The 14,766-nt window shown below is 62.9% G+C and carries 16 protein-coding genes; 5 read left to right on the top strand and 11 right to left on the bottom strand.

The features are described from left to right. Nucleotides 1–32 precede the first annotated feature (32 nt). From O4H62_RS15430 to O4H62_RS15410, 5 genes are read right to left on the bottom strand one after another with little or no spacing between them, the layout of a single operon-like run. Nucleotides 33–242 carry a hypothetical protein gene (locus O4H62_RS15430; RefSeq protein WP_331284466.1) on the bottom strand — a complete coding sequence of 70 codons (210 nt, stop codon included), beginning with the start codon at nt 240–242 and terminating at the stop codon, nt 33–35. 43 nt (nt 243–285) lie between these two features. Continuing rightward, the gene (locus O4H62_RS15425) at nt 286–1,536 is read right to left on the bottom strand and encodes a Zn-dependent hydrolase (protein WP_269389160.1); all 1,251 of its coding nucleotides are present in this window, start codon (nt 1,534–1,536) and stop codon (nt 286–288) included. 9 nt (nt 1,537–1,545) lie between these two features. Next, on the bottom strand, nt 1,546–1,833 hold the full coding sequence (locus O4H62_RS15420) for a cupin domain-containing protein (protein WP_269389159.1): 288 nt from the start codon (nt 1,831–1,833) through the stop codon (nt 1,546–1,548). A 3-nt stretch (nt 1,834–1,836) separates the two neighbouring features. Further along, the gene (locus O4H62_RS15415; protein ID WP_269389158.1) at nt 1,837–3,327 is read right to left on the bottom strand and encodes a CoA-acylating methylmalonate-semialdehyde dehydrogenase; all 1,491 of its coding nucleotides are present in this window, start codon (nt 3,325–3,327) and stop codon (nt 1,837–1,839) included. 2 nt (nt 3,328–3,329) lie between these two features. Continuing rightward, nucleotides 3,330–4,658: an aspartate aminotransferase family protein gene (locus O4H62_RS15410; RefSeq protein ID WP_269389156.1), complete on the bottom strand. Its 1,329-nt coding sequence runs from the start codon at nt 4,656–4,658 to the stop codon at nt 3,330–3,332. A 221-nt stretch (nt 4,659–4,879) separates the two neighbouring features. On the opposite strand from O4H62_RS15410, the gene O4H62_RS15405 reads away from it, so the two are divergent. After that, nucleotides 4,880–5,551, top strand: coding sequence for a TetR family transcriptional regulator C-terminal domain-containing protein (locus O4H62_RS15405; RefSeq protein ID WP_269389154.1), 672 nt, complete (start codon nt 4,880–4,882; stop codon nt 5,549–5,551). 14 nt (nt 5,552–5,565) lie between these two features. Here the strand turns inward: O4H62_RS15405 and O4H62_RS15400 are convergent, their stop codons facing one another. Then, nucleotides 5,566–6,324, bottom strand: a complete 759-nt coding sequence (locus tag O4H62_RS15400) for an SDR family oxidoreductase (protein ID WP_269389153.1) — start codon at nt 6,322–6,324, stop codon at nt 5,566–5,568. Between the two features lie 201 nt (nt 6,325–6,525). On the opposite strand from O4H62_RS15400, the gene arsC reads away from it, so the two are divergent. Together arsC and arsH are read left to right on the top strand one after the other, a co-directional pair. After that, nucleotides 6,526–6,930 (top strand): arsenate reductase (glutaredoxin), encoded by a 405-nt coding sequence (gene arsC, locus O4H62_RS15395; protein WP_269389152.1) that lies wholly within the window; start codon nt 6,526–6,528, stop codon nt 6,928–6,930. After that, nucleotides 6,927–7,643, top strand: coding sequence for an arsenical resistance protein ArsH (gene arsH, locus O4H62_RS15390; protein ID WP_269389150.1), 717 nt, complete (start codon nt 6,927–6,929; stop codon nt 7,641–7,643). Before arsC ends, arsH begins: the two co-directional genes overlap by 4 nt. A 25-nt stretch (nt 7,644–7,668) precedes the next feature. Here arsH and O4H62_RS15385 read toward each other — a convergent pair whose 3' ends face one another. Continuing rightward, nucleotides 7,669–8,205 (bottom strand): peroxiredoxin-like family protein, encoded by a 537-nt coding sequence (locus tag O4H62_RS15385; RefSeq protein WP_269389148.1) that lies wholly within the window; start codon nt 8,203–8,205, stop codon nt 7,669–7,671. Between the two features lie 85 nt (nt 8,206–8,290). Between O4H62_RS15385 and O4H62_RS15380 the strand changes: the two genes are divergently transcribed. Beyond that, the gene (locus O4H62_RS15380) at nt 8,291–9,061 is read left to right on the top strand and encodes an AraC family transcriptional regulator (RefSeq protein ID WP_269389146.1); all 771 of its coding nucleotides are present in this window, start codon (nt 8,291–8,293) and stop codon (nt 9,059–9,061) included. On the opposite strand, the gene O4H62_RS15375 is transcribed toward O4H62_RS15380, so the two are convergent. The 4 genes from O4H62_RS15375 to O4H62_RS15360 form a co-directional block, all read right to left on the bottom strand. Beyond that, the gene (locus O4H62_RS15375) at nt 9,058–9,948 is read right to left on the bottom strand and encodes a YiiX/YebB-like N1pC/P60 family cysteine hydrolase (protein WP_269389144.1); all 891 of its coding nucleotides are present in this window, start codon (nt 9,946–9,948) and stop codon (nt 9,058–9,060) included. The two genes, O4H62_RS15380 and O4H62_RS15375, sit on opposite strands and share 4 nt — an antisense overlap. A gap of 138 nt (nt 9,949–10,086) precedes the next feature. Continuing rightward, nucleotides 10,087–10,689: a DUF2799 domain-containing protein gene (locus O4H62_RS15370; RefSeq protein WP_269389143.1), complete on the bottom strand. Its 603-nt coding sequence runs from the start codon at nt 10,687–10,689 to the stop codon at nt 10,087–10,089. A gap of 222 nt (nt 10,690–10,911) precedes the next feature. Then, nucleotides 10,912–12,222, bottom strand: coding sequence for an NAD-dependent dihydropyrimidine dehydrogenase subunit PreA (gene preA / locus O4H62_RS15365; RefSeq protein ID WP_269389142.1), 1,311 nt, complete (start codon nt 12,220–12,222; stop codon nt 10,912–10,914). Nucleotides 12,223–12,238: 16 nt separating this feature from the next. Beyond that, nucleotides 12,239–13,585: an NAD(P)-dependent oxidoreductase gene (locus O4H62_RS15360; RefSeq protein ID WP_269389141.1), complete on the bottom strand. Its 1,347-nt coding sequence runs from the start codon at nt 13,583–13,585 to the stop codon at nt 12,239–12,241. A gap of 203 nt (nt 13,586–13,788) precedes the next feature. On the opposite strand from O4H62_RS15360, the gene O4H62_RS15355 reads away from it, so the two are divergent. Then, nucleotides 13,789–14,625, top strand: a complete 837-nt coding sequence (locus O4H62_RS15355; RefSeq protein ID WP_269389140.1) for an alpha/beta hydrolase — start codon at nt 13,789–13,791, stop codon at nt 14,623–14,625. Nucleotides 14,626–14,766: the final 141 nt, after the last annotated feature.

The raw sequence follows: 14,766 nt of genomic DNA, 5'->3' as shown, positions 1-14,766 counted from the left end.
ATGGAGGACGGGACGTCTGGCCTTGGGATGTCTCAGACCTCAATGAGGCCAAGCCGCATTTCAATACGGGAAACGCGTTCATCCATCCGGTCGAGCCGGTTCGACAGGTTTGCGTATTGCATTTCGATAATGCCGAGCCGACCTTTGATTTCCCGCAGGTCTTCCGAGTGCTTATCCTGAGTCGCGCGAATGGCGCGAAGATGTTCAAGCACAAGGCTCTCTGTTGCCGGCGACATGGCCATGGCTCCAGTCGATTGAGGGTGTCCCAATATAAGGCCATTTGCGCTATTCCACCACCCCGGCGGTTTCCACCACCGCATGCATCAGCACGTCGCAACCGGCGCCGGCCCATTCCCTGGTGATTTCCTCGGCCTCGTTGTGCGACAGGCCGTCGACGCAGGGGCACATCACCATGGCGGTCGGCGCCACGCGGTTGATCCAGCAGGCATCGTGACCGGCGCCGGAGATGATGTCCATATGCGAGTAGCCGAGCCGGTCGGCGGCGTCGCGGATCGCCTTGACGCAGCCATGGTCGAATTCCGGCGGGTCGAACTGGCCGACGATTTCCGCCTCGAAGCTCACGCCCAGCGCGTCGCAGAGTTTCGGCGCCTCCGCCATCAGCCTCTCGACCATGCCATTCAAGGTGTCGAGTTCATGGCTGCGGAAATCGATGGTGAAGACCACCTTGCCGGGGATGATGTTGCGGGAATTCGGGTAGACGTCGATATGGCCGATGGCGCCCACCGCATTGGGAGCGTTGGCCATGGCGATCTCGTGCACCAGCTCGGTGATCTGGGCCAGCCCGCGGCCGGCGTTGCGGCGCATCGGCATCGGGGTGGAGCCGGTGTGGCTTTCCTTGCCGGTGACGGTGCACTGGACCCAGCGCAGCCCTTGGCCATGGGTGACGACGCCGATGTCCTTGCCCTTGGCCTCGAGGATCGGTCCCTGCTCGATGTGCAGTTCGAACAGCGCGTGCATCTGCCTCGCGCCCACTTCCTCGTCGCCCTTCCAGCCGATGCGCTCGAGCTCGTCGCCGAAGCGCTTGCCCTTGGCGTCGACCCGGTCATAGGCCCAGTCCTGCTTGTGCACGCCGGCGAAAACGCCCGACGCCAGCATGGCGGGGGCAAAGCGGGTGCCTTCCTCGTTGGTCCAGTTGACCACCACGATCGGGTGCTTCGTCTTGATGTCGAGATCGTTCAAGGTGCGCACCAGTTCGAGTCCCGCCAGAACGCCAAGCACGCCGTCATACTTGCCGCCCGTCGGCTGGGTGTCGAGGTGAGAACCGACATAGACCGGCAGCGCGTCCGGATCAGTCCCGGGCCTGGTCATGAACATGTTGCCCATGGTGTCGACGCCCATGGTCAGCCCTGCCTGCTCGCACCATTTGCGGAACAGGTGACGGCCTTCGCCGTCCTCGTCGGTCAATGTCTGGCGATTGTTGCCGCCGGCGACGCCCGGTCCGATCTTCGCCATCTCCATGAGCGAGTCCCACAGCCGGTCGGGGTTGATGCGGAGGTTTGCTGCGGGTGCGGACATGGTGGTCTCCTATTTCAGTTCGACTTCGACAAAGCTCATCGGCCCTGTCCCGGCATTGATCACATTGTGCTCGACGCCGAGCGGCCGGCGATAGGCCTCGCCCGGTGCCATGGTGACTTCACGTGAGCCACCGCCCGGTTCTTCAAGCCGCATGACGCACTCCGTCACCGGAGTGACCACGTAGTCATGCGCGTGAACATGCCAGCCGGTCTCGGCCCCGGGCGCGAAGTCGAAGCGGGTCACGCGGACGCGCTCATCATCGACCAGGGTTGTTGCGGTGGCAGGTTCGCGTTGCATGGATCAACTCGGGAAGGTGAAGACGGCGCCGGACTTGATGCCGTTGGGCCAGCGCGAGGTGATGGTTTTCAGCCGCGTGTAGAAGCGCACGCCTTCCGGGCCGTAGATCGAGTGGTCGCCGAACAGCGAACGCTTCCAGCCGCCGAAGGAGTGATAGGCCACCGGCACCGGGATCGGCACGTTGACGCCGACCATGCCGACCTCGATGGAATCGGAGAAAGCGCGGGCGGCATCGCCGTCGCGGGTGAAGATCGCGGTGCCGTTGCCGTATTCGTGGTCGTTGATCATCTTGACCGCATCATCGAAGGTGCCGGCACGGACGACCGATAGCACGGGGCCGAAGATCTCTTCCTTGTAGATGGTCATGTCGGTGGTCACCCGGTCGAACAGTGTGCCGCCGACAAAGTAGCCGTTCTCGTAGCCCTGCAGCGAGAAGCCGCGGCCGTCAACCACCAGCTCGGCGCCTTCGCTGACGCCCTGGTCGATATAGCCGAGCACCTTCTGCTGGTGCATCTTGGTGACCACCGGCCCCATTTCCGCTGTGTCGTCGGTGGCCGGGCCGATCTTCAGCGCCTCGACGCGGGGCTTGAGCTTGGCGACCAGCGCGTCGGCGGTCTTCTCGCCGACGGGGACGGCGACCGAGATCGCCATGCAGCGCTCGCCGGCGGAGCCGTAGCCCGCGCCCATCAGCGCGTCGGCGGCCTGGTCCATGTCGGCGTCGGGCATGATCACCATGTGGTTCTTGGCGCCGCCCAATGCCTGCACGCGCTTGCCGTTGGCGGTGCCGCGCGAATAGACATATTCGGCGATCGGGGTGGAGCCGACGAAGCTGATCGCCTTTACATCGGGGTGATCAAGCAGGCTGTCGACGGCCAGCTTGTCGCCGTGGACGATGTTGAGCACGCCTTCGGGGAAACCCGCTTCCTGGAACAATTTCCAGGCCAGCATCGGCGCTGACGGGTCGCGCTCGGAGGGCTTCAGGACAAAGGTGTTCCCGCAGGCGACCGCGATCGGGTACATCCACATCGGCACCATGGCCGGGAAGTTGAACGGGGTGATGCCGGCGACGACGCCCAAGGGCTGGCGGTCGGCGATGGAATCGACGCCGGGGCCGACATTGCGGGAGAAATCGCCCTTCAAGAGATTGGGGATGCCGCAGGCAAATTCCACCACCTCTATGCCGCGGGCGACTTCGCCGAGCGCGTCGTCATGGGTCTTGCCATGCTCGCGGGAGATCTCGCGGGCGATGTCGGCCGCGTGGCGGTCGAGCAGTTCCTTGAACTTGAACATGTAGCGCGCGCGCTTCAAGGGCGGCATGGCGCCCCAGGCTGGCTGGGCCGCCTTGGCGTTGGCGACGGCCGCGTTGATTTCCTCGACCGTCGACAGCGGCAGTTCGGCGATTTGTTCGCCGGTGGCCGGGTTGAAGACGGGGGACCTGCGGTCCGAGCCGGAAATCGTCAGCTTGCCGCCAATGGCGTTTTCAATGATCTGCATGGTTACGCTATCCCCTTGAGCACTGTACGCAGTTTTTCGAACAATTCGTCGATCTGATCCTTCGAGATGATCAGGGGCGGGGAGAGCGCGATGATGTCGCCGGTGGTGCGGATCAGCAAACCGTCATCATAGGCCTTGAGGAAGGCCGAGAAGGCGCGCTTGGTCGGCTCGCCGGCTATGGGCTCGAGCTCGATGGCGCCGATGAGGCCGGTGTTGCGGATGTCGATGACATGCGGACAGTCCTTGAGCGAATGCAGTTGCTCTTCCCAGTACGGTGACAGCTCGGCAGCGCGGGTGAACAGGCCCTCTTCCTTGTAGGTGTCGAGTGTCGCCAGCGCCGCGGCCGAGGCGATCGGATTGCCGGAATAGGTGTAGCCGTGGAAGAACTCGATCATGTGCTCCGGACCCTGCATGAACGCGTCGTGGATCTCGGAGGTCACGAAGACCGCACCCATCGGGATGACGCCGTTGGTCAGGCCCTTGGCGGTGGTGATGATGTCAGGCATGACGTCGTAATGCTGGGCTGCGAAGGGCGAGCCGAGACGGCCGTATCCAGTGATGACCTCGTCGAAGATCAGCAGGATGCCGTGTTTGGTGCAGATCTCGCGCAGTTTCTTCAGGTAGCCCTTCGGCGGGATCAGCACGCCGGTGGAACCGGCGACCGGCTCGACGATGACGGCGGCAATGGTCGAGGCGTCATGCAGGGTGACAATGCGCTCGAGTTCGGAGGCGATGTCGCCGCCATGTTCGGGCTGACCTTTGGTGAAGGCGTTCTGCGCGGGCAGGTGGGTGTGCGGCATGTGATCGACGCCGGTCAGCAGCGTGCCGAACATCTTGCGGTTGGTGACAATGCCGCCGACCGAGATGCCGCCGAAATTGACGCCGTGATAGCCGCGCTCGCGGCCGATCAGGCGGGTGCGGGAACCGTTGCCCTTCACCCGGTGGTAGGCGAGCGCGACCTTCAGCGCGGTTTCGACCGACTCCGAGCCGGAATTGGTGAACAGCACATGGTCCATGCCATCGGGCGCGATGTCGACCAGGCGGTTGGCCAGTTCGAACGCCTTCGGGTGGCCCATCTGGAAGGCGGGGGCGTAGTCCAGCTCGCCGGCCTGCTGGGCAATAGCCTCGGTGATCTTCGGGCGGCAATGGCCGGCGTTGACGCACCACAGGCCCGCGGTGCCGTCGAGAATCTTGCGGCCGTCGGAGGCGGTGAAATGCATGTCCTTTGCGCCGACCAGCATACGCGGGTTCTGCTTGAACTGCCGGTTGGCGGTAAACGGCATCCAGAAGGCACGAAGGTCGTTGGGTGTTGTGTTGAGCCGGTTCGACATGGCTGGCGCGCCTCCTGACGCATTGGCTTCCCGATCTTCCAGCCAAGCGCCACTTAAGGTGGCTTGTATCCGCTGACAGGCAGACTGAGTTGCGAAATATTGACTGTTTGATAAAACTCTAGCAGGGTCAATCACCCGGTCAAGGCAAATTCGGCGTTGTGCGCAAGAGCTTTGGCGCTTCGGATTGGCGGCAGCCGCGGGAATGAAATGGAGCGGATGACTTGAAGGCAAGGGCCACCGAAACCCAACGCAAGACTCGCATTCAGATCGAGAATGAGGAACGTATCCTTGATGCCGCTCTTGAAGAGTTTTCGGCGCATGGATTTCGCGGTGCGACCATCGACCGGATCGCCGAGCATGCCGGCATGTCGAAGCCCAACCTGCTCTATTATTTCCGGCGCAAGCAGGACATCTACGAGGCGCTGATCGCCCGCCTGCTCGACAAGTGGCTGGAACCGCTGCAGGCACTCAATGCGGTGGGTGATCCGCTGCCGGAGCTGCAGTCCTACATCCGCCGCAAGCTCGAGATGGCGCGCGACTTTCCACGCGAAAGCCGGCTGTTCGCCAACGAGATCCTGCAGGGCGCGCCGCGCATCAAGCGGCTGCTGGAGAGCGAGCTGAAGCCGCTGGTCGACGAGAAAGCCGAAATCCTGCGCGGCTGGATGAGGGCCGGACAGATCAACACCGTCGATCCCCGGCACCTGATCTTCTCGATCTGGTCGACCACGCAGCATTACGCCGATTTCGACGTCCAGGTTCAGGTGATCCTGGGGCCGGATCGGGGCGCTGTGGGCCGGTTCGAGGATGCGGCGCGCTATCTCGAAACCCTGTTCCTCGACGGGTTGCGGCCGAAGGACAAGACCGGCGGAACGCCGCGCGTGCGCGATCTTTGACTTTCAGCGGGCGGTCAGGCGATCAGCCCGACAGCCCGCCTTGCTTCCTCGGTTTTGAGCGAGAAGTCTCCGCCATCATGGGGACGGCCGGCATCGGTTGCCAGCCAGGCGATCGCCTCTCCCACCCAGTCGGCGGAAATGTGGCTTTCCCAGTTGAGCTGGCTGACCGGGTTGATGCCGGAATCCTTGATCGATTTCTGCATGTCGGTCGCCACGGTTCCGGGCGAAAGGCCAACGACGCGGATGTTGTCGGCCATGGATTCCCGGTAGGCGAGCTTCGTCAGCGACAGGACCGCGGCCTTGGTGGCGCAGTAATGGCTCCAGCCCTCCAGCGCTGCGATGGCGGCGCCGGAGGAGATGTTGATGATCACGCCGCCGCCCTGCCGCTTCATGACGGGAATCGCGGTGCGCAGGCCGTGATAGACGCCCTTGAGGTTGATATCGACCACCCGGTCCCAGGCCTCGGGGTCGGAATCCTCGATGCGGGCAATGGGGTCGATCATGCCGGCATTGTTGACCAGGATGTCGAGGCTGCCGAAATGTTCGACCGCCTTGTTGACGGCATTCTCGACATCGGCGTAGAGCGCGACATCGCAGGTGACGGCCAGCGCCTTGTCACCGAGATCGGCGGCAATCCGTTCGATGTCTTTCGCTGACCGCGCAGCCAGCACGACATTTGCACCGTAACCGGCAAAAATGCGGGCTGCCGCTTCGCCGATGCCGCGGCTGGCGCCGGTGATCAATGCTGTCTTGCCGCTCAGATCAATGCTCATTCTTAGCTCCCTTGTGATGATGCCCTTTTGGAACCGATGGCGCGCGCAATCAAGATGCAAGGCGTCAATGCAATGATCATTTTTCGGCGCGGGCGTGGATCGCAAAGCCATTAATCAAGAAATCTTGATGTAATACTGGCATTGCATTGCTGCCTGGGTTAAGCGGGGTGAATGCAGACGCCAAAGGTCGAGGAGCCGATCATGAGCATTGTCATTCATCACAATCCCGGTTGCGGCACCTCCCGCAATGTTCTCGAAATCATCCGGGCCTTTGCCGGCGAACCGGTGATTGTCGAATACCTGAAAACCGGCTGGACCCGGGGGCAGTTGCAGGGGCTGTTTGCGGCTGCCGGATTGACGCCGCGCGAGGCGCTCAGGGTCTCCAAGTCTCCCGCTGAGGAGCTGGGTCTGACAGCCCCGGACGTCAGCGACGAAGCCATCCTCGATGCGATGCTCGAGCATCCGGTTCTGGTCAACCGGCCGATTGTCTGCTCTACCAAGGGCGTGGCGCTGTGCCGCCCGTCGGAGAAGGTGTTTGATCTTCTCGATGTCGATCCGGGCGCCACCTACACCAAGGAAGACGGCGAGGTGATTACCGTTCCATGATCAAGGACATGCCGAATATCGAGCCGGAAAATTTCCACCGTCCGGCAATCGACAAGCTCGCGCTGCCGGGGGAACCCGGCCATCCGCCGCGGGTGCTGATGCTCTACGGATCGCTCAGGGGACGGTCCTATTCGCGGTTCCTGACGCTCGAAGCGAAGCGGGTGCTCGAAGCGCTGGGCGCCGAGGTGCGGGTCTTTGATCCCGCAGGGTTGCCGCTGGTGTCCGACGATGCGGAGAGCCATCCCAAGGTTGTCGAACTCAGGCAGCTGTCGCTCTGGTCTGAAGCCCAGGTGTGGTGTTCGCCCGAGCGTCACGGGGCGATGACCGGGGTGATGAAGACGCAGATCGACTGGCTTCCCCTGGCGCCGATCGGAGGCGTGCGCCCGACGCAGGGCCGGACGCTGGCGCTGATGCAGGTCAGCGGCGGATCGCAAAGCTTCAACACGCTCAACCAGATGCGGGTGCTGGGCCGCTGGATGCGGATGATCACCATCCCCAACCAGTCCTCGGTGCCCAAGGCCTTTGCCGAGTTCGACGAGGAAGGGCGGATGAAGCCGTCGCCGTTCTACAACCGCATGGTTGACGTGATGGAGGAACTGATGAAGTTCACCCTGCTGACCCGCGGGCGGTCGGAGTATCTCGTCGATCGCTACTCAGAACGGGTGGAAAGCGCCGAGGCGCTCTCCCTCAGGGTCAATCAGCGCGCGATCTAGCGCTGCCGTTGCTTCCCGAGCGGGGTTATACCGCGCCGGTGTATTCGCCGCGTGCCGGATAGTCGTTCTTGATGGCGAAATCGAGCGCGCTGACCAGTTCCGAAAAATGCGGGCGGACAAACGGCATGGTCTGGACCGAGCCGTAGTAAAGCGTCCGCTGCGGCGTCACCATGAACAGGCCGGGTTCGGAGAACAGTGCCGGCTCCTCGATGCCGATCGAGGTCTTGCCGCGCGAGGTCGAGATGTAGAGCCCCCATTCCCGCGCCTTGGCCAGCGGCAGGTCATAGCCGAAGCGCAACGTGTCCGCGCCGATCTTCCCGGCCATCTGGCGGGCGCGCTCCTGACCGTCGGAACTGACGGCAATGGTCGCCACGCCGCGTTCGGCGAAGTCGTCGACGCGCTTTTGCAGCTCGGTGAGATAGGTGGCGCAGATCGGGCAATGAAGCCCGCGGTAAAAACAGATCACCGTTCCGCGGTCGGAGGCGTCGGTTTTCAGGTCGAATTCGCCGTGCTCAAGCGTCGGCAGTTTCAGATCCGGGGTTTTCTGGCGGGGCAGGAGCATGGGGAAGCCTTTCCATCGGGGTTGTGCATGCACCTTATCGGAATTAAGGTCTGAAAAATCCGATTTAACCGACGAAAACACCGATATGAATCCTCTGGACAGGCTGACAACGCTGATGGAACGGTTCACCCTGCAGGTGAAACCGGCGCCGTTGAAGGCCGCCACGCTTGTGGTGACTGCGGGTGGTGACGGCGATCCGGGCCAGGTCTGGTTCGGGCGTGCCGGCATTGGCGCAGGGTTGCCGGTTGAAACGGTGCGGTTTTCCGCCGAAGTCGACTGGGGCGGGGCTTCCAATCCGTTGCTGGCGGCACTGCCGGACAGGATCTGTTTCGATCTGTCGGGGGACCGGGAGGCGGCCAGTCTCATCGAGTTGATGTTGTCGGAACGCGCATCGGCCCGATGCGGATCGGCCTCGGTCGTCAACCGCCTTGGCGAGGTGATGGTCGTGCGGCTGCTCAGGGCGCAGATCGAGGCAGGCTCGACCGAGCCGGGGCTGCTTTCGGGTCTTTCGGATGCGCGGCTCAACCGGGCGATCGTCGCCATTCACGGCAGCCCCGGGCGCACCTGGCGCAATGAGGACCTTGCCGGGATCGCCGGGCTCTCGCTCAGCCGGTTCGCGGAGACCTTCGTGTCCGCCGTCGGTGAAACGCCAGCGGCTTACCTGCGCAGATGGCGGTTGTTGCTGGCGCGGCAGGATCTGCAGAAGGGAGACCGGGTCGAGGCCGTGGCGCGGCGCTATGGCTACCGCTCGCCGGAAGGATTCGCGCGGGCCTTCAGGCAGCAGTACGGGCAGAAGCCGCTCTCCATGCGCAACATCCGACAGACTGGTCCGGCTGCCGGAAAGGCGCTTTCCTAAGGCTGGCGCTTCGCCCAGTCCCTGCCGATATCGGTTACAAGATCCGACATCGACGCCTGCCGCCAACCCTTGCGGTCACCCTTGATGTAGCCGACAAGGACGAGGCCGTGCCCCTTGCGGATCGCCGAAACGGCAACACTGTCGGGCATGATCGTGCGCACGCCGTAGATCTCCGTGACCGGCAGGTCGAGCTGCGGCATGGCGCGCTGGATCAGTTCGGTGCAGAACGTGCAATCGGGCGTCTCCACGTCGAACAGGAAGTCGAACCTCATTCCCAGGGCGGCAAAGAAATCGCGCGCCGTCTTGCGCCGCTGCTTGAGGCTGCTGAATTGCGGCCGCAGGATCGCGACCGCATCGGTGTTGAGTACGATGGAACGCGGTGACAGGTGCACGCCCTCGGCATCGGCTTCGATGAAGACATCACCGCTGCGGACCTTGGCGAGATGTGGCCTGACCTCCGCGGATGCCGAGATGCCGAGACGCTTGAGTTCATCTTCCGTGCCGAGATAGACGGCGGCATGACCGAACAGCCCGGGAATGATCTGTCCCGAGCGTCTGCCCTTGGAACTGACGAGGACAATGTCGAGCGGCTGCAGGACATCCATGATGGCATCCTGCGCCGACCGCTTTGACTTGAGGTAACCGGCGCGCCAGGCAACGTGGCTGAGCACGGTGCCTAACGCCGGGGCAACCGCGCGCGCCATTTCGACATACCAGCGTGGATACTCTTCCATATTGGTGCAGCAGGCCCGAAGACTTGTCTTGGCGGGCTTCATGTCCGCACCGGCGATGCCAAGCTGAGTACAGCCCTGTGCAAACGCCATGATCGATAGGAGCAAGACCAGAACTATCCGGCGAACGGCCGGTGCCGAGACAGTGTCACGCATGCGCAGACCTAACGATCATGTGTTCCTGACAGCGTCAGGATGACGTGCCGGAAATTGGTTTGCTTGACTGACCGCGCGGCAGCCAGACGCAAGGCGAAAGCTCTGCCTGCCGGACAGGACGGCGGTTTGCCACAGTGGTCAACCCTGCGACAGCGGCACCGCGCGGTAGCGGAAGTCTTCCATATCGTCCTCGATGCGGCGCAGATCTGACTCCAGCCGGCCGATGTCACGATCCATGTCGCGGATGTTGCGGCGGTTGTCGTCAATCCGCCGTTCCACGCCGCGGGAGTCATCGGCGCCTCTCGACAGCAGATTTACATCGTCACGGATCGATTGCTCAAGACTGCGGACGCGGGATTCCAGATTGTTGAGCTCGCGTTTCTTTTCGTAGTGGATCCGCCCGAGCTCGTAGCCCTCGCGGAACCCGGATTCCAGATTGACCGGACAGACGTTGGCGTAGCTCTGACCCTGGCTACCGACGTTCAGACCGTTAAGGGGTGTGCAGTAACGGGGCAGACCCTGCTGATAGCCCTGGTACCAGGCGGTCTGGTCGGCGGCGACACCTGCCTTGGTGCAGGCATTGACGTGCCGCGCAAATCGGTCCTGCGGATTGTAGCCTGCCGCGCCATCCTGTTCCCCGATCACGCGCCAGTCGGCGACGGCGCATTCTTCCTTGGACATGGTCTGACACGATGTCAGTACAAGACAGGCAAGTAGAACCAGTGCGCTATACAGTTTCATGATTTTCCCCAGGCAGCAGACAGTCCTCGATCCTGATAGCAACCTGCAGGCCGGGAGACAACCAATCAGTAAGTTTTATCAACCCGGTTTTATCGCAGCCGGTTTCCCGGACAGCCGGGGCCTGTCACCAAAACCGACAGACCGGAAAACCAAAAGACCGGCCGTTGCGCACGGCCGGTCTTCCGGGAGGGACAATCCGCTGGCGGGCCAACAGTGAAGGAGCTATTCCGCAGCCTGTTTTGCCATCGGATTGTTCGGGTGTGTCGTCCAGTTGGCATAGTCGTGGTCGATCGGCCGGCCGGTGCGCGGATCCGATCCCTCGGTCATCTGCACCATGGTGATGCAGTCATCGACCGGGCAGACATTGACGCAGAGATTGCAGCCGACGCATTCGTCGTCCATCACCTCGAAATGCCGGACGCCATCGACCATTGAGGTGATCGCCTGGTGCGACGTGTCCTCGCAGGCGATATGGCAGCGGCCGCACTTGATGCAGAGATCCTGATCGATCTTCGCCTTGGTGATGTAGTTGAGATTGAGGTACTGCCAATCGGTGACATTCGGGACCGCGCGGCCCTGGAAGTCGGCGATGGTCTCATAGCCTTTCTCGTCCATCCAGTCCGACAAGCCTTGCGCCATCTCCTGGACGATCTTGAAGCCGTAGGTCATCGCCGCGGTGCAGACCTGAACGGTGCCGCAGCCGAGCGCAATGAACTCCGCCGCGTCACGCCAGGTCTGGACGCCGCCGATACCGGAGATCGGCAGTCCGCGGGTTTCGGGATCGCGGGCGATCTCGGCGACCATGTTGAGCGCGATCGGCTTGACCGCCGGTCCGCAATAGCCGCCGTGCGAGCCCTTGCCGTCAATCGTCGGAACGGGCGCGAAATTGTCGAGATCGACCGAGACGATCGACGAGATGGTGTTGATCAGCGACACGGCGTCGGCGCCGCCGGCCTTGGCCGCACGTGCCGGGTAGCGGATGTCGGTGATGTTCGGCGTCAGCTTCACGATGACCGGCATTTTCGAATAGTGCTTGCACCATTCGGCGACCATCTGGATGTATTCGGGCACCTGGCCGACGGCCGCCCCCATGCCGCGCTCGCTCATGCCGTGCGGGCAGCCGAAATTGAGCTCGATGCCGTCGGCGCCGGTGTCCTCGACGCGCGGCAGGATCGATTTCCAGCTACTCTCCTCGCAGGGCACCATGATCGAGACGATCATCGCCCGGTCGGGCCAGCGCTTCTTGACCTCGGTGATTTCCCTGAGATTGATCTCGAGGTCGCGGTCGGTGATCAGCTCGATGTTGTTGAGACCGAGCAGCCTGCGGTCGGGACCCCAGATGGCGCCGTAGCGCGGGCCGTTGACGTTGACGACCGGCGGGCCGGCTTCGCCAAGCGTCTTCCAGACGACACCGCCCCAGCCGGCCTCGAAGGCGCGCTCGACATTGTAGGCCTTGTCGGTCGGCGGAGCCGATGCGAGCCAGAACGGGTTGGGGGACTTGATACCGAGAAAATTGGTGGAAAGGTCAGCCATGATATCTTTTCCTTCCTCAAGCCATCAGGGCTTTGTGAATGCTTTCAGCGGCGATCTTGCCGTCCTCGACGGAGACCACGGTCAGGTCTTCGCCACCGGCAACGCAGTCGCCGCCGGCCCAGATCTTGCTGTGCGAGGTGCGGCGCTGGTCATCGACGCGAATGCGACCCTTCTCCAGCTCGACCGAACCGGCAAGCGGTCCGGCATCCGGAGTCTGGCCGATGGCCTTGAACACCTGGTCGGCCTCGATGGTCACCTTTTCTCCGGTGCCGACAAGCTTGCCACCGGCGTCGAGCGCCGTCCTTTCCAGCGTGATCGCGGTGACCGCGCCATTGCTGACATTCAGGCTGTCGGGCATCAGCCAGTGACGAATGGCGATGCCGTGGGTCTGGGCCAGTTCCTGTTCATAGAGCGAGGCGTTCATGTGCTCCTGGCCGCGGCGGTAGGCGACGGTGACGTCCTCGGCGCCCAGCAGCTTGGATTGCATGGCGGCATCGATCGCGGTCATGCCGCCGCCGATGACCACAATCCGGCGGCCGATCTCGATCTGTGACAGATCTTCGGCCTGGCGCAGCACGCCGATGAAATCGACAGCGTCGATGACGCCCGATGCATTCTCGCCCTCAAGACCCAGCGCGTTGACGCCGGGCAGTCCGAGGCCGAGGAACACGGCGTCGAAATCCGCGGTCAGCTGTTCCAGCGCGACGTCGCGACCGAGCGCCTTGCCGTTCTCGATGGTGATGCCGCCGACCTGCAGGATGAACTCGACCTCGTCCTGGGCGAAATCGTTGGTCGTCTTGTAGGAGGCGATGCCGTATTCGTTGAGGCCGCCGGCCTTCTCGCGGGCTTCATAGACGGTGACGTCGTGGCCCTTGGTTGCCAGCCGGTGGGCGCAGGAGAGGCCTGCGGGGCCGGCGCCGATGACGGCGATCTTCTTGCCGGTGGGCGCTGCGCGGCTGAAGGGATGGGGTTGTTCGCGCTCCATGAAGGTGTCGGTCGCATAGCGCTGCAGCAGTCCGATCTTGACCGGCTTGCCTTCGGCGGTTTCGCGCACGCAGACTTCCTCGCAAAGGGTTTCGGTCGGGCAGACGCGGGCGCACATGCCGCCCATGATGTTCTGCTCGAAGATCGTCTTGGCGGAGCCGACGGGGTTGGCGGCCTGGATCTTGCGGATGAACATCGGAATGTCGATCGATGTCGGGCAGGCGGTCATGCACGGCGCGTCATAGCAGAAATAGCACCGGTCCGCTTCCACCAGCGCCTCGTGCGGGGTCAGCGGTGGATGGATGTCGGAAAAATTGTCGGCATATTCGGCGCCGGAAAGACGGTTCGCCCTCACGTCGCTCGTCTCGGACTCAGTCATCAGAACCCCTCTCGTTTCGAGAACCTCGTCTGCGGTCTTTTTGGGGCAACTCCCGAGCGCCACCACTGCCGCAGTTCGGAAAGAATGAAACGGTTTGATCAAAAGGTCAATTTTTTTATCAATTGATCAAAATTTGACTTTTACCGTCAACATTGCGCTTCGGCCGAAGCCCGGTAAATATGTCGCCAACCAAGGAGACCGCAGTGACAGATTACCCGATTACCGACTACGACGATGCCTATGCGAATGGCGCCCACATTGCCGGCGCAGCGGATTATCCGCCGCGATGGACGGCGATGGCCGAGGCCTTCCGGGAAGAGTTGAGCAAGGCGGGCAGGGCGCGTCTGGATCTCGGTTATGGGCCGGCTCAGCGCAACCGCCTCGACCTGTTCCTGCCCAAGGATCCTGCAAAGGGGCTGGCTGTGTTTGTCCATGGCGGCTACTGGAAGGCGTTCGACAAGTCGGTCTGGTCGCACCTGGCCTCCGGGCCGCTGGCGCATGGCTATGCGGTGGCGATGCCGAGCTACACTCTGTGTCCGGACAACAGTATTTCCGGGATCGCCAGGGAAATTGCCGCGGCGATCGGTTTTGCCGCAGGGGAAGTCGCCGGTCCGATCCGGCTTACCGGTCACTCCGCCGGCGGCCAGCTGGTCACCCGCATGATCAGCGGTGCACCGCTGTTGTCCGACGCGGTCCTGAGCCGCATTGCCGGCGTCACATCGATCTCGGGCGTTCACGATCTCAGGCCGCTGATGCGCACCGAGATGAATGAGATCCTGAAGATCGATGCGGCCGAGGCGCAATCGGAAAGCCCGGTGTTGCTGGCGCCGCTCAAGCCGATCCCGGTCACCGCATGGGTGGGGGCTGCCGAGCGGCCGGAATTCGTGCGGCAGAACCGGGCGCTCTATGAAATGTGGCGGGGCTTTGCGACGCCGATGCAGATGCACGAGGATGCCGGCAAGCACCATTTCGATGTGATCGACGGGCTGTCGGATCCGGATCACCCGCTCTGCCGGGCGTTTGTCGGACTGGAGGGCTGAGCGGCCTCGAGCTCGGGGGGCGAGGTCAAGGACCGGGCGAGGAGGCCGGGTGCAGTTAAGGTTTTGTTGACGGCGACAGCCTAATTTTGTTGCGACAGCCAATGCATTGCGGCCATCAGGGCCGTCATTCTTCCCGATCAC

It is taken from the genome of Parahoeflea alexandrii (genome assembly GCF_027214025.1).
Taxonomy (GTDB): domain Bacteria; phylum Pseudomonadota; class Alphaproteobacteria; order Rhizobiales; family Rhizobiaceae; genus Hoeflea; species Hoeflea alexandrii_A.
Note: the sequence above shows the minus strand (reverse complement) of the source record. Positions and strands in the feature narration are given on the sequence as shown.

Excerpts from the sequence above, each read along its gene's own strand:
- O4H62_RS15430 (WP_331284466.1), bottom strand. The coding sequence starts at position 242 with ATGGCCATGTCGCCGGCAACAGAGAGCCTTGTGCTTGAACATCTTCGC.
- O4H62_RS15425 (WP_269389160.1), bottom strand. The coding sequence starts at position 1,536 with ATGTCCGCACCCGCAGCAAACCTCCGCATCAACCCCGACCGGCTGTGG.
- O4H62_RS15420 (WP_269389159.1), bottom strand. The coding sequence starts at position 1,833 with ATGCAACGCGAACCTGCCACCGCAACAACCCTGGTCGATGATGAGCGC.
- O4H62_RS15415 (WP_269389158.1), bottom strand. The coding sequence starts at position 3,327 with ATGCAGATCATTGAAAACGCCATTGGCGGCAAGCTGACGATTTCCGGC.
- O4H62_RS15410 (WP_269389156.1), bottom strand. The coding sequence starts at position 4,658 with ATGTCGAACCGGCTCAACACAACACCCAACGACCTTCGTGCCTTCTGG.
- O4H62_RS15400 (WP_269389153.1), bottom strand. The coding sequence starts at position 6,324 with ATGAGCATTGATCTGAGCGGCAAGACAGCATTGATCACCGGCGCCAGC.
- arsC (WP_269389152.1), top strand. The coding sequence starts at position 6,526 with ATGAGCATTGTCATTCATCACAATCCCGGTTGCGGCACCTCCCGCAAT.
- arsH (WP_269389150.1), top strand. The coding sequence starts at position 6,927 with ATGATCAAGGACATGCCGAATATCGAGCCGGAAAATTTCCACCGTCCG.
- O4H62_RS15385 (WP_269389148.1), bottom strand. The coding sequence starts at position 8,205 with ATGCTCCTGCCCCGCCAGAAAACCCCGGATCTGAAACTGCCGACGCTT.
- O4H62_RS15380 (WP_269389146.1), top strand. The coding sequence starts at position 8,291 with ATGAATCCTCTGGACAGGCTGACAACGCTGATGGAACGGTTCACCCTG.
- O4H62_RS15375 (WP_269389144.1), bottom strand. The coding sequence starts at position 9,948 with ATGCGTGACACTGTCTCGGCACCGGCCGTTCGCCGGATAGTTCTGGTC.
- O4H62_RS15370 (WP_269389143.1), bottom strand. The coding sequence starts at position 10,689 with ATGAAACTGTATAGCGCACTGGTTCTACTTGCCTGTCTTGTACTGACA.
- preA (WP_269389142.1), bottom strand. The coding sequence starts at position 12,222 with ATGGCTGACCTTTCCACCAATTTTCTCGGTATCAAGTCCCCCAACCCG.
- O4H62_RS15360 (WP_269389141.1), bottom strand. The coding sequence starts at position 13,585 with ATGACTGAGTCCGAGACGAGCGACGTGAGGGCGAACCGTCTTTCCGGC.